We start from the raw sequence: 15024 nt of genomic DNA, 5'->3' as shown, positions 1-15024 counted from the left end.
CCTGTACAAACATTTGGGAGCGTTTATGACGAATTTTGGCAGATTGCACATCGGCTCCCGCTCCGTCGCAATGCGCCGCGTTGCGACGCCGATCAGGAGGTCATGCTGATGGATCTGAAACTTAGGCCGGGCAAACGAGAAGACGCGGACGTGCTGGCCAAATTGGTCAACTACGCAGGCGAGGGGCTTCCTCGCTACCTCTGGGAGCAATTGGCCATGTCGGGTCAATCGGCGTGGGATGTTGGCCTTGAACGCGCGCGGCGCGACGACGGTAGTTTCTCCTATCGCAACGCCACGGTCGCTGAGGTGAACTGGCGACCGGCCGGATGCCTGATCGGCTATGAAATCAGCTCGGCGCCAGAACCGATTCCTGACGACATGCCAGCGATGTTTGTTCCCCTGCAGCAGTTGGAGAACCTTGCCCCGGATACGTGGTACGTGAATGTCCTGGCGGTGATGCCAGAGTACCGAAATCAAGGTCTCGGGTCTGCGCTCCTCGATTTCGCCGACACCTGCGGTAAACAGAGTCTTAGAAGTGGCATGAGCGTAATTGTATCGGACGCCAACCCATCCGCACGTCGATTGTACGAACGCCATGGCTATGTCGAGAAAGCACGCCGGCAGATGATCAAGGAAGGTTGGCAGAACGACGGAAGTTCGTGGGTGCTACTCGCGAAATCTTTCGGCGGAAACTCGACGATCTAGGTTCGCAGACAAAATGTGCCGCGGTGGTGCGATCTACGCGGCCCTAATTGCCGCCAGGACCCAGGCTGGAGGACGAGGTGCTAAACGTCTCTTGGATCAGGCGCTGGGAAGGGCAAGGGGAGGCGACCGCTCGTCCAGTATGCGGATCAGGTTGGTCGAGGGCGAAATGTTGTCGTACCTGATCCTCGAACACATAGGCACAAGCCCATACCGGCGAGGCGGCGTCCACCACCAGATCAAGGTTCAGCTGAGAATTGCAGGCTCGGGGAGGTGCAACGTTGCCGACAAGACGTCAGCCAATCGCTTTGGTGGAAGCTCGAAGAACGAGTTCGGTATCGAACTGATTATGGACGAGCGGCGTGCTATCCGGATCGGCGATATGTGCCGTGAGCAATCTTCCGGCGACTGACCCAATTCGGTTTGCGGGAATGCGGACGGTGCTCAATCCAGGCTCGATAGCCGATGAGGCTGCATAGTCCCCGATACCCATAATGGATATGTCGTCAGGGATGTGGAGACCGGCGCGTTGTGCAGCATAGATTGCAGCGTGGGCGATAACGTCATTGCCGCAGAGGAGTGCAGTCGGGCGGGGCCGCGCGGAAAGCACGTCGAGGCAAACGCGCTTTGCGATATCGAGAACATACGGTGAGGTTGCGCTCCACATATCACGTTGGCGGACTCCGTACTCTGAAAACACCTCCAGCACACCCCCTATGCGGTACCGCGCGCGGTCATTGTCTAAGGTCTCTGCGAAGATGAGACCGATGTCGCGATGCCCGAGCTCGCAGAGGTGCCGGGCTGCCACTGCACCGGCATGGCGGTTATCAGCCCCGACGCAGGGTAGCCGAGAGCTTTCATCGTACGTCCAGATGGCGATAGCCGGTATTTTCTGCTGTGCAATGAGTTTGTAGGTTGCGTCGTGATGATCGAAGCCGACAAGGGCGATTCCGTCCACGCGATACTCAAGCAATTTGCGCAAATGGCTATGCTCAAGTTCGAGGTTATAGCTGTGTGATGCGATCAGGATCGTGAAGCCTTCTGCGTCCACCGCGTCGCTGAAAGCCTGGATCAGTTCCGAGAAGATCGTGTTGTCAACTGTCGGGACCACGAGGGCGATGGTTCCGCTGCGCTTGCCATGCATCGCATGGGCCGCACGGTTGCGGATATAGCCAAGATCTTGAACCGCTTGTTCGACGGCTTTCCGCGTTGAGCTGCGTACCAGATGAGGATGGTTAAATACTCTCGAAACGGTAGACGGTGAAACGCCTGCAACGTTTGCAACGGAAATGATGCTAGCCTTATCCATCTGAAATTCCTTAGTATTTTTGTTGAATTATAGCGTCTTATGAAAACGTTTGCAATATAGTTTTCATTCATTACCCTCCGCTCGATAAGAGGCGTTAAGCGTCCAAAGGGAGGGAAGATGGAATTTGTTCACTATCTGGGCAATGTCTTTGAGCCTGTGTCTTTTCTGCTGTTGGTCGGTGGTACAATCGGCGGTCTGATTCTGGGTGCGACGCCCGGTCTATCGCCGACGTTGGCAGTCGCACTGCTGATCCCCTTCACATTCCATCTTCAGCCCGCGCAGGGGCTCATCCTGCTTGGGGCAGCCTACACTTCGACTGTTGCTGGGGGCGCCATCAGCGCCATCCTTCTCAAGATTCCTGGTGCGCCGTCCAATATCGCGACGACCCTTGATGGCTACGCGATGGCGCAAAAGGGCGAGGGGCGAAAAGCTCTACAGATCTCGTTTATCTCTTCACTAATTGGCGGCGTTATAGGTGTGTTCCTCCTCATCTTCCTGTCGCCGGTGTTGATGAAATGGGCGCTGGCTTTTGGTCCCTCGCACCTGTTTTGGCTTGCGATCCTTGGTGTCACGATGATCGCGACGCTGGACTCCAAGTCTGTCGTCAAGGGATTGCTGTCCGGATGCATCGGCATTTGGCTTGGCACCATTGGCTTCGATGACGTCATGGGCGCGCAGCGGTTCATTTTCCACGAGTCATTGAGTGGCGGCATCAACATTATCGCTGCGCTGGTGGGGCTGTTTGCCATTCCCCAGGTTCTCACGATGTTTGCGATGCAGGGAGCCGGCGGCAGCAGCGAGGTCATAAAGGTTGCTCCGCATCCGATAATGAAGGCGGTTCGCGAAGTTCTGTCGCGCACGAGGGCGCTAGCGGTCGGGACGATTGTGGGCAGTATCGTCGGTATCATTCCAGGTATCGGGGGGCAGATCGCTGGTCTCGTCGCCTATGATCAATCTCGCCGTTTTTCTCGTGAACCTGAAAAGTTTGGGACGGGACATTCTGAGGGGATCATTTCCGCTGAGGCAGCCAACAACGCGATGGTCGGACCTTCGTTGGTGCCGCTCCTTACACTCTCAATTCCTGGCAGTCCTACTGCGGCGGTTCTGCTTGGAGGCTTGCTGATCCACGGCATTTTCCCGGGTAGCGATCTTTTCAATAATTACCCAGAGGTCGCTTGGACCTTCATCAACTCGATGTTGGTTGGCCAGTTCCTGATGCTCATCTTCGGCCTTTATATCGCCGGCGTAGCTGCGCGCGTCGCCATGGTTCCAAGACCGGTTATGGCGGCTATCGTCTTGGTTCTCGCGGTCTTCGGATCCTACTCAATCCAGAGCTCAATGGACGACGTTTACGTCATGGTCTTGCTGGGTATCGCGATGTTCTTCCTCGAGCGATACGGATTTACGGCGGCGCCTCTGGTGCTCGGGCTGATCCTGGGGCCAATCGCGGAAACGAACTTCATTCAAGGTTCGATGATTGCTGACGCCACAGTTGGGCGCATGGCCTACTTCCTGACGGGAACTTTGAACCTGGTGCTGATTGCAATCATCGTTGTTTCGGTGGGTTACACGCTGGTCATGGAGATGAAGCAACGCCGGAAGTCCACGAAGGAGGTAGCGGCCTGATGCAACTTCAACGAGTCCTTCCTACGGCAATTGTCACCTTTGTTGGCGTGTGGGTTTGCTGGCTTAGCTACACGCAGGAGCCGGCTGCTGCCTACCTTTTTCCGCGCATCATTTCGACAGTGTTTGTGGTCCTTTCTCTGTGGTCGCTTGGCCGCGCGTTGCTCGGCTTGTCTCAATCCGGCGATGGCCTGTCTGCTGAAATGATGAAGGCCATTGGGCCCGGTTTGCTGATCGTGCTGGTCTATATCTTTTTGCTGCTGCGCACACTTGGCTTCTATTCGGCCAGCGCGGTGGCAGTTCTGACGGTCCTGACCGTCTACGACGGGGCGTCACACCTGCAAGTTATGACATGGGTGAAACGTCTCATCATCTCCGCAGCCTTCACCGCGGCGATGTACCTGATCTTTGGCATCGCGCTGAAGGTCTTTACGCCCAACGGGCTAATTATCTGAAAACGTTTGCAAGAATTGTAGAGAGGAGACGATCTATGCTCGGAAGGGCGCTAAAGTTGCTCGCTTTGCCAGCAGTGTGCACGCTGGCCATGGCCGGAAGTGTTTCAGCTGACACGAAATATCCTGATCGGCCGATGACGCTGATGGTTGCCTACGGTCCTGGTGGGGCAACCGATTTCCAGGCTCGCATTGCGACTATGAATGCGATCAAGGAAGATTATCTCGGCCAGCCGATGGCAATCATCAACAAGCCGGGTGCCGGCGGTCGTGTCGCCTTTAACTGGTTCAAGAAAGAGGCCGGCACGGACGGTTATGCGCTCGGCACGTACAACGTTCCTCATTTCATTGCTCAGTCGATCGAAGGTGGCGTGAGCTACTCTGCTGACGACTTCGAGCCGATCGCGAATTGGGGTGCGGATCCGGCCGTCTTCGTAGTGTCCAAGGACAGCAAATTCAACACGATGCAGGAAGTGCTGGACTACGCCAAGGAGAACCCGGGCAAGTTCACGTTCTCCGGTGCAGGTCTCTATGTCGGCCATCATATCGCTGCCCTCCAGATCCAGAAGGCAGCAGACGTCAAGCTCGCATACATTCCAAATTCCGCGGGTGCAGTCGGCGCTCTGAAGTCAGTGCTTGCCGGTGAAGTTATGGGCGGCGTCAACAACGTCTCCGATGCCTACCGGGCGCAGAAAGCCGGCAACGTGAAGATTCTCGCGATCGCCCATCTGAAGCGCAGTCCCTTCCTTCCTGACGTTCCGACGATGAAGGAACTGGGTCTCGACGTCGACAACTCCTCCGTTCAGTACCGCGGCATCATGGTCCGCAAGGGGACGTCGGAAGAGCACATCAAGTTCCTCGCCGACCGCGTCTACAAGATGTTCCAGGATCCAAACGTCAAAGACAAAATGGAAGCTGGCGGCGCGGCCTTGGAAGTGATGAACCGCGAAGAGGTTCAGGAGATGTGGAAGCAGCGTCAGGAGACGCTGAAGGAACTTCTCGCCGGCCTTTGATACAAAAACTCTCCGCTGGCGACCGCCCGGTCGCCAGCGGGTATCCGCGAGATCGCCCTGGGCCATCGGGCGATGCGGATCTTTGTGCACTTCGCCGACTCCGGCACATCCAGACAGGACCAACAAATGACGAACAGCCGAGAGCAAAAGGGACAATTGCCGTTGAGCGGCATTCGCGTGATTGAGATCTGCCAGATCGCGGCTGGACCCTTCTGCGGTATGCTGATGGCTGACATGGGGGCGGACGTAATCAAGATCGAGCCGCCGAGTGGAGATGCAATGCGGGCGTGGCCGCCCATCGTAGACGGCTACAGCGATAACTTTGCTTCGATTAACCGGAACAAGCGCTCCATAGCGCTGGACCTGAAGAACGAAGACGATCTGAACGTTGCCTTGGACCTTATCCGAGGCGCCGATGTGTTGGTCGAGAACAGCCGCCCCGGCGTAATGAAACGGTTGGGATTGGATTACGATACGGCTGCCAAGATTAATCCGCGCCTCATTTATTGCTCGATTTCCGCATTCGGGCAGACGGGTCCGCGCGCTTCGCAGGGCGCTTTCGACGTTACGATGCAGGCGATCGCGGGCGTCATGAGCGTCACTGGCCATGAAGGTGGCGAGCCCGTAAAGTGCGGTGTGCCGATTGCTGACTTCGCCACGGGCCTCTACGCAGCCTACAATATTTCCACGGCATTGCTGGCGGCACGCGAAACCGGCCAGGGGTGCCATATCGATGCGTCGATGCTGGGCTGCTCACTTGGCATTGCGGCGCTTCAGACCAGTGAGTATTTCGCGAATGGCAAGGCTCCCAAGAAACTTGGTTCAGCCCATCCGAGAAATGCCCCTTATCAGGCATTCCGCGCGCAAGACGGATTTTTCGTTATCGCAGCGGGCAACGACCGCCTTTGGGAAATGGTCTGTGACGTAACCAATCTTCCGGAACTGAAAAGCGATCCGCGTTTCACCACCACGACGGATCGCGCTAAGAACCAGGAAGCACTCAAAGAACTTCTCGAGGAGAAGTTTGCTGCCGATACCGCTGAGACATGGTTGACGCGTTTCTCTAACGCTGGTGTCCCGTCGGCGCCGATCAATGATTATGGGGCCGCGCTCGCAGATCCTCAGGTCGACGCGATGGGATGGATCGAAACGATCAGCCTGCCGTCGGGACGAGAGATCAAAACCTTCGGACCGCCGGTCGCCATGTCCGGGCAGGATTTCCGGATTCGTCGTGGTCCACCAGCGCTCAACGGCGATCGCGACGCGCTGCTGCACGAAATAGAGACACAGCGGTCACAACAACTGGCACCGCAGTCTTCCTGATTTTGGTACGTGCGTAATCCGCCGTCGCTGTTCGCGACGGCGGATTTGTATCGTCCTGCGTGCGCCGCGAGACCAGGGCAAGCACTCACAAATTGAACTGATAGCTGGCTGGTACCCAGCGATAGCCTTCAGTCGTCTTCTCCACGAAGCCAACGGCTGGGAACGGCATGTGATAGCCAATGGCCGGGATAGCATCGGTCGCGACCATATCGAGGATACGCCTGCGTGTAGCAACGGCATCCTCTTTGGAGTGGTCAAAAGAAACGTGCCACTCGGGTTTCATGAGAGACATCACGTAGTGGTTGGTGACGTCGGCCCAAAGCAAGAGGCGTCGCCCCTCGCTTTCAATGTTGTACGCTAGCATCCCCGGCGAATGCCCGAAGGCATCGACGGCGGTAACGCTTGAGACGACGTTTTGGCCTGGAGCGATGAACGTGGCCTTATCCGCAATGGGTACAGCAACCTTGAGAAAAAGCTCGCGGTTCTTCTGGCGGGCTTCGGGGACATCTTTACCGGCCTTCCAGTAGTCGAACTCGACTTGGCCAAAAACGTAGCGCGCGTTCGGGAAGGTCGGGCGACCGGCTGACATCAACCCGCCGATATGGTCGGGATGCCCATGCGTTATGACAACGATGTCCACCTGTTCCGGCTTATAACCCGCTTGAGGCAAGAGCTCAGCGAGCATGCCGACATCGCTGCCGCGCGCGCCACCGTTCCCCGTGTCGAACAGCACAAGGTCGTTGCCGGTGTTCACGAGCGTAACGATGTAGGGGTTCTCTAGCGTCGTGTCGGGAAGCTGGTTGGCCCGCGCGAACTCCTGGACGACTTGCACGGGCTGGTCATGTCCGAAAATGGGGTGCGGACCCGAGCGCTGCAGGACACCGTCCAGAATATTCGTGATCTCGAACGCGCCGAGTTTGAAACGGTAGATCTTTGGCCGTTTAACGCCGAGCATAGGCGCGGCGGCAAAGGCGCCGGTCTGCTCCCAACCCAGAGTGCACAGAGCTGCAGATGCCATGCCGAGCGAAAGGGCGCGACGCGTGACGTGAAGTGATCCTCTTTTCATGAAAGCGATACTCCAAAGACCAATAATTCCTCGTCGGCCATTTGGGAATGCTCAACTCAATGCGCAAACGCCGACGCGCTATTGAGTAGCGCGTCGCTGGTTTCATCTGGGAGCAGTTTTTCCGAAGGGCACTCAACCCTTGGCCCGTTCAATGACCACAGGCACCGGTCGGCAGACGGTATTGCAAACCGGTGAATGCTGTTGGGCATAGGTCATGAGGTCTTCCAGATCCTTCTCAGAGCAATCAGCTTCGACGTGCATGCGGATGCGAATCTGCTCGTAGCCCGGCGGCACACTTTCATCGATCCCTAGCAGGCCTTGGAGATCGATATCGCCTGCAAGCTCCGTCGAAAGGTCGCGGATGTGGATGCCGCGCGCCATCGCATGCAAAACGAAAGTCGTCGTGACGCAACCGGCGAGGGCATGCAGCAGGAACTCAACCGGGTTTGCCCCCTCGTTGTCACCGAGTAGAACGGCCGGCTCTCCGTTGGTGAATTCGAACGTCATAGTACGTGAATCGTCCTCCCGCCCTACTCCATAAAAATCTCGGATCGTCGAGCGGTTCTCGCCGCCGCTAATCCACGTGTTGCGCGCACGAAATTGAAACCGTGCCAAAGATTTGTCCGCCTGGATGGCTGCAATAGTGTTCCGGGCGGCCGTAACGTCCAATCCGTTGATGAGTAATGCTTCCTCGGCGATCATCGCATGCTGTTCCATGGTCATGCTCCTTTGCATCTGGATCACAAATCGCGCAGCTCACTGGAAGGAGGGCAGCGCTGATCCTGAAACATTGCGCTTGACACCGTCGCGACATCAGATCGAGTTTCGCCAAAAGCGATCTTTTCATGCCACGAACGCGGATGAAACGTGGAGCAGCCTGAGCCGATCGAAGCATTCATAATAGCTTTGCCGGAGACGGCCGGGTCCGCGCTCTATGGGATCGTCGACGTGCTTTCAGCCACGGGAACGCTCTGGCAGGAATTGGTTGGAGAAGGGGCAGGCGGTACGTTGATACGCCCTAGAATTGTTTCGCTGAACCGAAAGCCCTTCTGCTGCGGCAATGCCATTCCAGTCAGTCCCGATCTAGACTTGGCGACCGCCGCCACAGCCGAGCTGATAATACTGCCCGAACTTTGGCTCGCCCCAACTGACGACCTTAGCGATCGCTACCGGGAGTTAAAGGAATGGCTCGTGCAGCGTTATCACGATGGCAGCACGATCTATTCGGCCTGCTCGGGTTCCGTTCTGCTCGCGGCGAGCGGTTTGCTTGAAGGTCGTGAGGCGACGTCGCACTGGGGCTATGAGGATCTGTTCCGCAGAAGTTTCCCACGCGTTCGGTTCAAACCCGATCCCAATCTCGTTTTCGCCGACCCGTCAGGACGCATCGTTACCGCAGGCGGTGCCACGTCGTGGCACGATCTCGCCATTCATATCATTTCTCGTCATTGCAGCCCGGGAGAAGCAATGCGGATAGCGAAGGTCTATCTGTTGAAATGGCACTGCGAAGGACAGCTTCCCTATGCGAGCCTCATGCGCCGCCAGCCACACGCGGATTCAGCCGTACGCCGCGCCGAAGACTGGCTCGCCCGTCATTTCCGCGAAGCGAATGCAGTTTCAGGAGCGGTGGCAGCATGTGGGATTCCCGAACGGAGCTTAAAGAGGCGCTTCAAAACTGCCACGGGCGCCACCCTCATGCGTTATGTCCAGAACCTGAGAATTGAAGACGCCAAACGATTGCTCGAAACCGAACGCGGCCCGTCCGAAGATGTTGCCTCCGCAGTTGGATACGAGAACGCTGCGTTCTTTCGGCGACTGTTCAAAAGGTGCACGGGGCTGACGCCGGGTCAGTACCGGCAAATGTTCCAGCCGGTGGCGCATGCGGCTAACGCTGCAGCGGATTAACCAAACGCGCTCCACCTGAGTTTCACGAGCTTGAACACCAGCAATGTCCATTCGGCATGGGTAACGCATCGCCAACACAAAACCAAAGTCGGCAGCGTTCAGCTTTGCAAGTTCCGGCGCACCACTGCATAATCTACCACGCTATTGGTTCGAGAGCTTCGATGCACAGATACCTGACCACGAAAGAAGTCGCCGATTTGCTGCGCTTGAAGGAGCGCAAGGTTTACGACCTTGCCGCGTCGGGTGGCATTCCATGCACGCGCGCAACAGGCAAATTGCTGTTCCCGCGCGACGGGGTGGATGCCTGGCTGTCCAATAATACGGACGCCGGGGCTCTCGGAGCCGCTGGCCAACGCCCGAACGTGTTCCTTGGAAGTCATGATCCGTTACTGGACTGGGCATTGCTCGAGTCCCGCTGTGGTATCGCGACGTTTTTTGATGGCAGCAGCGATGGCTTGGAGCGGTTTTGCAGCCGCCAGGGCATTGCAGCGGGTATTCACCTTATCGACGCGGCGACCGGCGACTGGAATGTTCCGATAGTCAATGCGCGCCTTGGTCTTGCCAGCTGCATCCTTGTGGAATGGGCTTGGCGTCGTCGTGGCTTGATCGTTGCCAAAGGACAGGCGGGAAAGTTCGCAACGATTGGAGACCTCAAGGGACACCGAGTCGTTCCGCGTCAGCCTGAGGCCGGCAGCCAGATCCTGTTGGAGCACGTGATGGCCGAGAACAGGCTATCCGACACCGACGTCCAATTCATCCCCGCTGCGCGGTCGGAAACTGATGCGGCCGTCGCCGTTCTTGAAGGCAAGGCCGACGCTGCGTTTGGTTTGGAAGCCCTGGCTGCCAAGTATCGCCTCGACTTCGTACCGATTTGTAACGAGCGCTACGATCTTCTTGTCGACCGTCGCGCTTGGTTCGAACCGCCGATGCAGAAGTTGCTTGCGTTTTGCCGATCATCAACTTTCACCGAGTGTGCCGCGGATTACGCAGGCTATGACGTAAGCGGTTTTGGCCGCGTCCACTTTAATGGTTTGAGCGCCTGATCGGCCCGAATAGAAGCAAATAGAAAAAGCCTGGAGTCCCCTCGCGGAGCTCCAGGCTTTTTGGATTGAGAGATCAGTGCTCGCCGCGATGTGGCTTAGCCAGCCTTTTGCATGGGTTCGGCTTCAGCGTTAGGGAAGAACAGCTGCTTGCCATCGAGCTGGAATGAGCGGATCGTGTTCTGCCCGTCAGCCGACAGGACCCAATCGATGAAGGACTGGCCGGCCTTTGCCTTCACGTTCGGGCACTTTTCTGGGTTCACGAGCATGATGCCATACTGGTTGAATAGCGACTTGTCGCCTTCAACGAGAATTTCGAAATCGCCTTTGTTCTTGAAGCTGATCCAGGTGCCGCGATCCGTCAGGGCATATGCGCCCATTCCTACAGCGGTGTTCAGTGTCGCGCCCATGCCGGAGCCCGTTTCCCGATACCACTGACCACTCGAATCTTTGATGTCGACGCCTGCGGCCTTCCAAAGCTTGATCTCCGCTTTGTGCGTACCGGAGTTGTCACCGCGCGAGGCGAAGTTGGCTTTGGCCCCTGCAATCTTCTTCAAGGCGTCGCCCGCTGATTTGTCACCTTTGATTTTGGCTGGATCGGAAGGCGGGCCGACGATGATGAAGTCATTGTACATGACGTCACTGCGCTTCAAGCCGAAGCCGTCGGCAACGAATTTTTCTTCGGCTGATTTGGCGTGAACGAGCAGCACGTCGCCGTCGCAGTTCTGTGCGTTCTTGATCGCTTGGCCCGTCCCGACAGCGACGACGTTGACCTTGATGCCCGTCTTCTTCTCGAAGATTGGCAGCATATAGTCATAAAGACCGGAGTTCGCTGTCGAGGTCGTTGACTGCACGATGATCGATGCATCGTCGGCGACAGCTGGTACTGAAATACCTGCTGCGAGGACAAGGGCCATTGCGAAGCGCATACCCGCTTTTGTTGTGGTCATGAGGACGTCTCCCTAACGTTGATTGATTTAAAGGACGATGCGGCCCGCCAGGAAATCGGCTCCCTTGGCGGTCTGGGGTTTTTCGAAGAACTTCTCAGCTGGCGTGTGCTCAAGCACACCACCGCGATGCATAAGGACAATGTCGCCCGCGAGCCTCTTGGCCTGTCCGAAATCGTGGGTGATAAAGATGATTTTTGTGCCGCTCGCGTGTGCACTCGACACAATTTGCTCAATCCGCAGAACTGAAGCTGGATCAAGACTTGCTGTCGGCTCGTCGAGAAACAGAACGTCGGGTTCAAGCGCCAGAGCACGAGCGAGTGCCAACCGTTGCTGCTCTCCGCCCGACAGCAGTCGGGCAGGTTGCTTCGCGTGCTCCAGTAACCCGACATGCTCGAGAATGTGGTCGCGTTTGGCCTTGTCGGTGGGGCCGCGCAAACTCAGCACAAAGTCGACGTTTGCAGCCACGGAGCGTCGCAAAAGCACGGGCCTTTGGAAAACCATGGCCTGGCGACGCCGCATGCCTTCATTCAGCTGTTCGCCGGACCACGTTATGGAGCCGGAGGTCGGCGTGATCATTCCATGCAGAAGCCGGATGAGTAGACTTTTGCCGGCGCCGTTCGGCCCCATGATCATTGTGATGGAGTTGGCGTTCAGATCGAGATCGACGGCATCGACCAACCGTTTGCCGCTAATCGCCAGCGTCAGGCCGCGAGCCTCCATCGGCAACAAGCCGCGCGGTGCGGCCTTTGACGCAATGATCCGTTCCCCCGCGGTTGTCCGGTCCACCGCATCAAGCATAGGCATACCTCGCAGCCGTTGAGCGCAAGGCCATGACCGAGGCGTTGACAAGGATGGCGATCGTTAGCAGCACCATGCCGAGTGCCATTGCGAGGGCAAGATCACCTTTCGAGGTTTCCAGGGCAATCGCCGTGGTCATCACCCGGGTAAGATGAGCGATGTTGCCGCCCACGATAATAACCGCGCCGACTTCGGCGACGGCGCGCCCGAAGCCGGCAAGGGCCACTGTCAGGAGGCTGTAGCGGGCATCCCACAACAACGCCCCAATGGCGGTATGCGTTGGCACGCAAAGGGAACGGAACTGTTCGGCGTACTCAGAATAGAGGTCTTCAAGAACCTGTCGGGAGAGCGCTGCGATGATCGGCGTGATGAGGACCGACTGCGCGATAATCATGGCCGTGGGTGTGTAGAGAAGCTGCAAGAAGCCAAGCGGTCCAGCGTTCGACAGCATGAGATACACCACAAGGCCGACGACGACTGGCGGCAAGCCCATGAGCGAATTCATGAGGACGATTACCGCGCCCCGCCCCGGAAACCGCAGTACAGCTACGGTCGCCCCGATCGCGAGTCCGAAGGCGCAGGAAATCAGCATCGCCGAGAGACTGACGCGCAGCGACAGACCGATAATTTCCAGAAGGTCTGGATCTCCGGATAGCACGAGTGTGAATGCTAGCCGAAACGCCTCTGCAAAATCCTGCAAAATTAATCTCTTTATTGCAAAGTTGCCATTTCGATTGGAACTTTGCATGAAATAAAGAAGCGTATCAAGCAGGATTGCCTACCTTGCAGGCGTTTGCCTGCCACGATAGGGGCGCCCCGAAAAAGAAAAACCGGATCGCGTCAAGAATCGGGAAATATTGCAGAAATATGCAGTTTTGGGGCGCCGGCGGAAAAGCGGTCAAGCCTCCGTCATCAAACGAGACCGCGCTTAGCTCGCGTGACCGACCGGGAAGCTCTGTTGCCAGCTTACTCCGTCGCTATCGCTGATCGTGACGTCCAACGCATGCGCCCCATTCACGCGATAATCGAAATCGATTGACGGATTCTGAGAAAGCGTCATGGAGCCAGCCATGGAGAACACGAGTTCATCGCCCTGCCGCACATCGACCTGGCTGACGATGCGCAACGGGATGTAGAGCAGCGAGATCTGATCCAAGACCATGCCGGTGTGGTTCGGATGCGAGATGTCGAGGCGCGCCTTGGCCTCGATCTGGCTCATCGCTGCGGGAGCTGAAGCGTTGGCGAGCTTCATCTGTCCCATGGTGGCCCGGATTTCCTCTGGGTCACCTTGCGGCGGGGCCGAACAAGACGCCTGCCCCCCTGCAAATTTTACATGGCGTTCCACCATATAGAGCAGCCCGTCGCTCGCTTCGATTACGGCACGGACATCCGTCTCGGCATTAAAGCGGAAATTGGCAGCGAGTCGAACATGGGGCCGTTGTCCTCCAATGGTGAAGACGGCTGCCACCGGCGAGGGGTTTTCATCGACAATAATGCTGACGGATTTGATCGTCCGGCCGTCCTGGAAGCGGGCATTGACCGCAACAGGCACCGCGCTTTGGTCGTCAGGTCGCGTCGGTGCGGAAAGTTCAACAACCTCACGGCCATCGAGGATCGCGCGATCGCCAAATACATCTGGCTTTAGGCCATCCCACGTCGGTCCGGCGAGTGCGGCGGCTGGCATAAGCAAACACGCGACAGTCAAGCCCCAAGCGCTGGTCCACACGGAACGTCCCTGCCATCCTGCCAAGTGCGCGCTGCTAGCCATGATCCAATCCCTGCCGCATCCTTGCAATTTTCTGCATGTGTGCGGAGAGTCGTGGAGTGCGGATAATTTGTCAACGTCCACGAAAGAGCTATTCGAACCGCGCAGCACGCCATCCCGCCGCGATGGCCTCTGCCTCATTGCAGAACCAGCGTTCGCCGCGTCCTGTGTCGATGCTTACCCTGTCGTACCAAGGGCTCCACGGAAGGTGATAGATATGGCCCGCGTGTGAGATGTTGCCCTTGATTGCGCAGCCGGCCGGCGCGGTTTGCTGTGCGCTTTGCCAGCGTTGTTTTCGATAGTCCCAGGCCGGTTTGACGGGCTTATCAGCCGTCCAGATTCCGACCTTTGCCGCCTCGGCTTCGCGCTGTTCTCCAGCATAGACGTCCGAGTACTTGGTAAAGGCCCAGGCATAACCCGCGCGCACCATCTCGGCGTTGATGTCCCGCCCTTCCACAAAACAGGTTCCAATGAGACGGCCATAGCTATCTCGTTCATGCCCCTCACACGTAACCGTGCGCATCTGTATGATCTTGCGAAGTTGATGGCCAGCGGCATCTCCGCAGCGCCAGCTGCCAAGCCAGCGGCTAGGGCAGGATTGACTGGTTTCCGGCGCGTCTATGCCGTTAAGACGAATGCGTTCGCCTTTGATTTCGATCGTGTCGCCGTCGATGATTCGCGCGGCGCCAGAGATCGCTTCCGTTCCGGAGACACGCGCTTTCAATTTCGCAGGCAAAATCTGCAGAGTGAGACACGCGATCAGTGCGCAGGCGAGCGCAAACGCCACCCGCAAAGTTGCGCGACGAAGAAGAACAATTTCACCCATAGATTGAAATTGCTTGATTCGTGGGTCAGTTTTGCGGCGAAGGATGGATTATAAAATGACATAATTGAATCAGTTTTTTGCGCGCTCTTTCGCGAGAGAGGCTGGAGGTATGTGTGCAATTAACAGTTGCGTAGGGAGTATTGCTTAGGGCCGTGTCCGATCCGTTGTGATACGAAGCGGGCTCTGACGCGCCGGTGGGTTCTTAACCCCTAGTTTTTGCGGGATAGAGCGGGACCGTGACATAGTCCGGTCCTA

15 protein-coding genes are annotated in these 15024 nt (G+C 57.3%); 7 read left to right on the top strand and 8 right to left on the bottom strand.

Going from position 1 to position 15024, the window contains the following annotated elements; translation table 11 throughout:
- Window positions 1-108 precede the first annotated feature (108 nt).
- Window positions 109-705, top strand: a complete 597-nt coding sequence (locus K5845_RS01135; protein WP_287958069.1) for a GNAT family N-acetyltransferase — start codon at window positions 109-111, stop codon at window positions 703-705.
- Window positions 706-997: 292 nt separating this feature from the next.
- Here K5845_RS01135 and K5845_RS01130 read toward each other — a convergent pair whose 3' ends face one another.
- Window positions 998-2011: a LacI family DNA-binding transcriptional regulator gene (locus tag K5845_RS01130; protein WP_046477641.1), complete on the bottom strand. Its 1014-nt coding sequence runs from the start codon at window positions 2009-2011 to the stop codon at window positions 998-1000.
- A 117-nt stretch (window positions 2012-2128) separates the two neighbouring features.
- Between K5845_RS01130 and K5845_RS01125 the strand changes: the two genes are divergently transcribed.
- The 4 genes from K5845_RS01125 (at window position 2129) to K5845_RS01110 (ending at window position 6422) form a co-directional block, all read left to right on the top strand.
- Window positions 2129-3637 (top strand): tripartite tricarboxylate transporter permease, encoded by a 1509-nt coding sequence (locus K5845_RS01125; protein WP_046477642.1) that lies wholly within the window; start codon window positions 2129-2131, stop codon window positions 3635-3637.
- Complete coding sequence (locus K5845_RS01120) at window positions 3637-4089, top strand: tripartite tricarboxylate transporter TctB family protein (RefSeq protein WP_287958068.1); 453 nt, start codon at window positions 3637-3639, stop codon at window positions 4087-4089. Before K5845_RS01125 ends, K5845_RS01120 begins: the two co-directional genes overlap by 1 nt.
- 35 nt (window positions 4090-4124) lie before the next feature.
- The gene (locus tag K5845_RS01115; RefSeq protein WP_046477649.1) at window positions 4125-5099 is read left to right on the top strand and encodes a Bug family tripartite tricarboxylate transporter substrate binding protein; all 975 of its coding nucleotides are present in this window, start codon (window positions 4125-4127) and stop codon (window positions 5097-5099) included.
- Between the two features lie 126 nt (window positions 5100-5225).
- Window positions 5226-6422: a CaiB/BaiF CoA transferase family protein gene (locus K5845_RS01110; RefSeq protein WP_287958066.1), complete on the top strand. Its 1197-nt coding sequence runs from the start codon at window positions 5226-5228 to the stop codon at window positions 6420-6422.
- Window positions 6423-6507: 85 nt separating this feature from the next.
- Here K5845_RS01110 and K5845_RS01105 read toward each other — a convergent pair whose 3' ends face one another.
- The gene (locus K5845_RS01105; RefSeq protein WP_287958065.1) at window positions 6508-7488 is read right to left on the bottom strand and encodes an MBL fold metallo-hydrolase; all 981 of its coding nucleotides are present in this window, start codon (window positions 7486-7488) and stop codon (window positions 6508-6510) included.
- Window positions 7489-7620: 132 nt separating this feature from the next.
- Window positions 7621-8205 carry an OsmC family protein gene (locus tag K5845_RS01100; RefSeq protein WP_197540891.1) on the bottom strand — a complete coding sequence of 195 codons (585 nt, stop codon included), beginning with the start codon at window positions 8203-8205 and terminating at the stop codon, window positions 7621-7623.
- Between the two features lie 150 nt (window positions 8206-8355).
- Between K5845_RS01100 and K5845_RS01095 the strand changes: the two genes are divergently transcribed.
- Window positions 8356-9390, top strand: a complete 1035-nt coding sequence (locus K5845_RS01095) for a GlxA family transcriptional regulator (protein WP_287958063.1) — start codon at window positions 8356-8358, stop codon at window positions 9388-9390.
- A gap of 161 nt (window positions 9391-9551) precedes the next feature.
- Complete coding sequence (locus K5845_RS01090) at window positions 9552-10433, top strand: substrate-binding domain-containing protein (RefSeq protein ID WP_287958062.1); 882 nt, start codon at window positions 9552-9554, stop codon at window positions 10431-10433.
- Between the two features lie 95 nt (window positions 10434-10528).
- Here K5845_RS01090 and K5845_RS01085 read toward each other — a convergent pair whose 3' ends face one another.
- The 5 genes from K5845_RS01085 to K5845_RS01065 all read right to left on the bottom strand — a co-directional run bounded on the left by K5845_RS01085 (window position 10529) and on the right by K5845_RS01065 (window position 14769).
- Window positions 10529-11380, bottom strand: coding sequence for an ABC transporter substrate-binding protein (locus K5845_RS01085; RefSeq protein ID WP_052743766.1), 852 nt, complete (start codon window positions 11378-11380; stop codon window positions 10529-10531).
- Window positions 11381-11407: 27 nt separating this feature from the next.
- A complete protein-coding gene (locus K5845_RS01080) occupies window positions 11408-12178 on the bottom strand; it encodes an ATP-binding cassette domain-containing protein (protein ID WP_170832396.1) in 771 nt (256 codons plus the stop codon).
- The gene (locus K5845_RS01075) at window positions 12171-12878 is read right to left on the bottom strand and encodes an ABC transporter permease (protein WP_287958061.1); all 708 of its coding nucleotides are present in this window, start codon (window positions 12876-12878) and stop codon (window positions 12171-12173) included. Before K5845_RS01075 ends, K5845_RS01080 begins: the two co-directional genes overlap by 8 nt.
- A gap of 228 nt (window positions 12879-13106) precedes the next feature.
- Window positions 13107-13946, bottom strand: coding sequence for a quinoprotein dehydrogenase-associated SoxYZ-like carrier (locus K5845_RS01070; protein ID WP_287958060.1), 840 nt, complete (start codon window positions 13944-13946; stop codon window positions 13107-13109).
- An 88-nt stretch (window positions 13947-14034) separates the two neighbouring features.
- Window positions 14035-14769 carry a thermonuclease family protein gene (locus K5845_RS01065; RefSeq protein ID WP_082101057.1) on the bottom strand — a complete coding sequence of 245 codons (735 nt, stop codon included), beginning with the start codon at window positions 14767-14769 and terminating at the stop codon, window positions 14035-14037.
- Window positions 14770-15024 lie beyond the last annotated feature (255 nt).

It is taken from the genome of Filomicrobium sp., from assembly GCF_025698805.1.
GTDB classification, from domain to species: Bacteria; Pseudomonadota; Alphaproteobacteria; order Rhizobiales; family Hyphomicrobiaceae; genus Filomicrobium; species Filomicrobium insigne.
Note: the sequence above shows the minus strand (reverse complement) of the source record. Positions and strands in the feature narration are given on the sequence as shown.

Coding starts and splice junctions, on each gene's coding strand:
- K5845_RS01135 (WP_287958069.1), top strand. CDS start 109: ATGGATCTGAAACTTAGGCCGGGCAAACGAGAAGACGCGGACGTGCTG.
- K5845_RS01085 (WP_052743766.1), bottom strand. CDS start 11,380: ATGACCACAACAAAAGCGGGTATGCGCTTCGCAATGGCCCTTGTCCTC.
- K5845_RS01125 (WP_046477642.1), top strand. CDS start 2,129: ATGGAATTTGTTCACTATCTGGGCAATGTCTTTGAGCCTGTGTCTTTT.
- K5845_RS01110 (WP_287958066.1), top strand. CDS start 5,226: ATGACGAACAGCCGAGAGCAAAAGGGACAATTGCCGTTGAGCGGCATT.
- K5845_RS01080 (WP_170832396.1), bottom strand. CDS start 12,178: ATGCTTGATGCGGTGGACCGGACAACCGCGGGGGAACGGATCATTGCG.
- K5845_RS01090 (WP_287958062.1), top strand. CDS start 9,552: ATGCACAGATACCTGACCACGAAAGAAGTCGCCGATTTGCTGCGCTTG.
- K5845_RS01065 (WP_082101057.1), bottom strand. CDS start 14,769: ATGGGTGAAATTGTTCTTCTTCGTCGCGCAACTTTGCGGGTGGCGTTT.
- K5845_RS01130 (WP_046477641.1), bottom strand. CDS start 2,011: ATGGATAAGGCTAGCATCATTTCCGTTGCAAACGTTGCAGGCGTTTCA.
- K5845_RS01070 (WP_287958060.1), bottom strand. CDS start 13,946: ATGGCTAGCAGCGCGCACTTGGCAGGATGGCAGGGACGTTCCGTGTGG.
- K5845_RS01100 (WP_197540891.1), bottom strand. CDS start 8,205: ATGGAACAGCATGCGATGATCGCCGAGGAAGCATTACTCATCAACGGA.
- K5845_RS01115 (WP_046477649.1), top strand. CDS start 4,125: ATGCTCGGAAGGGCGCTAAAGTTGCTCGCTTTGCCAGCAGTGTGCACG.
- K5845_RS01120 (WP_287958068.1), top strand. CDS start 3,637: ATGCAACTTCAACGAGTCCTTCCTACGGCAATTGTCACCTTTGTTGGC.
- K5845_RS01105 (WP_287958065.1), bottom strand. CDS start 7,488: ATGAAAAGAGGATCACTTCACGTCACGCGTCGCGCCCTTTCGCTCGGC.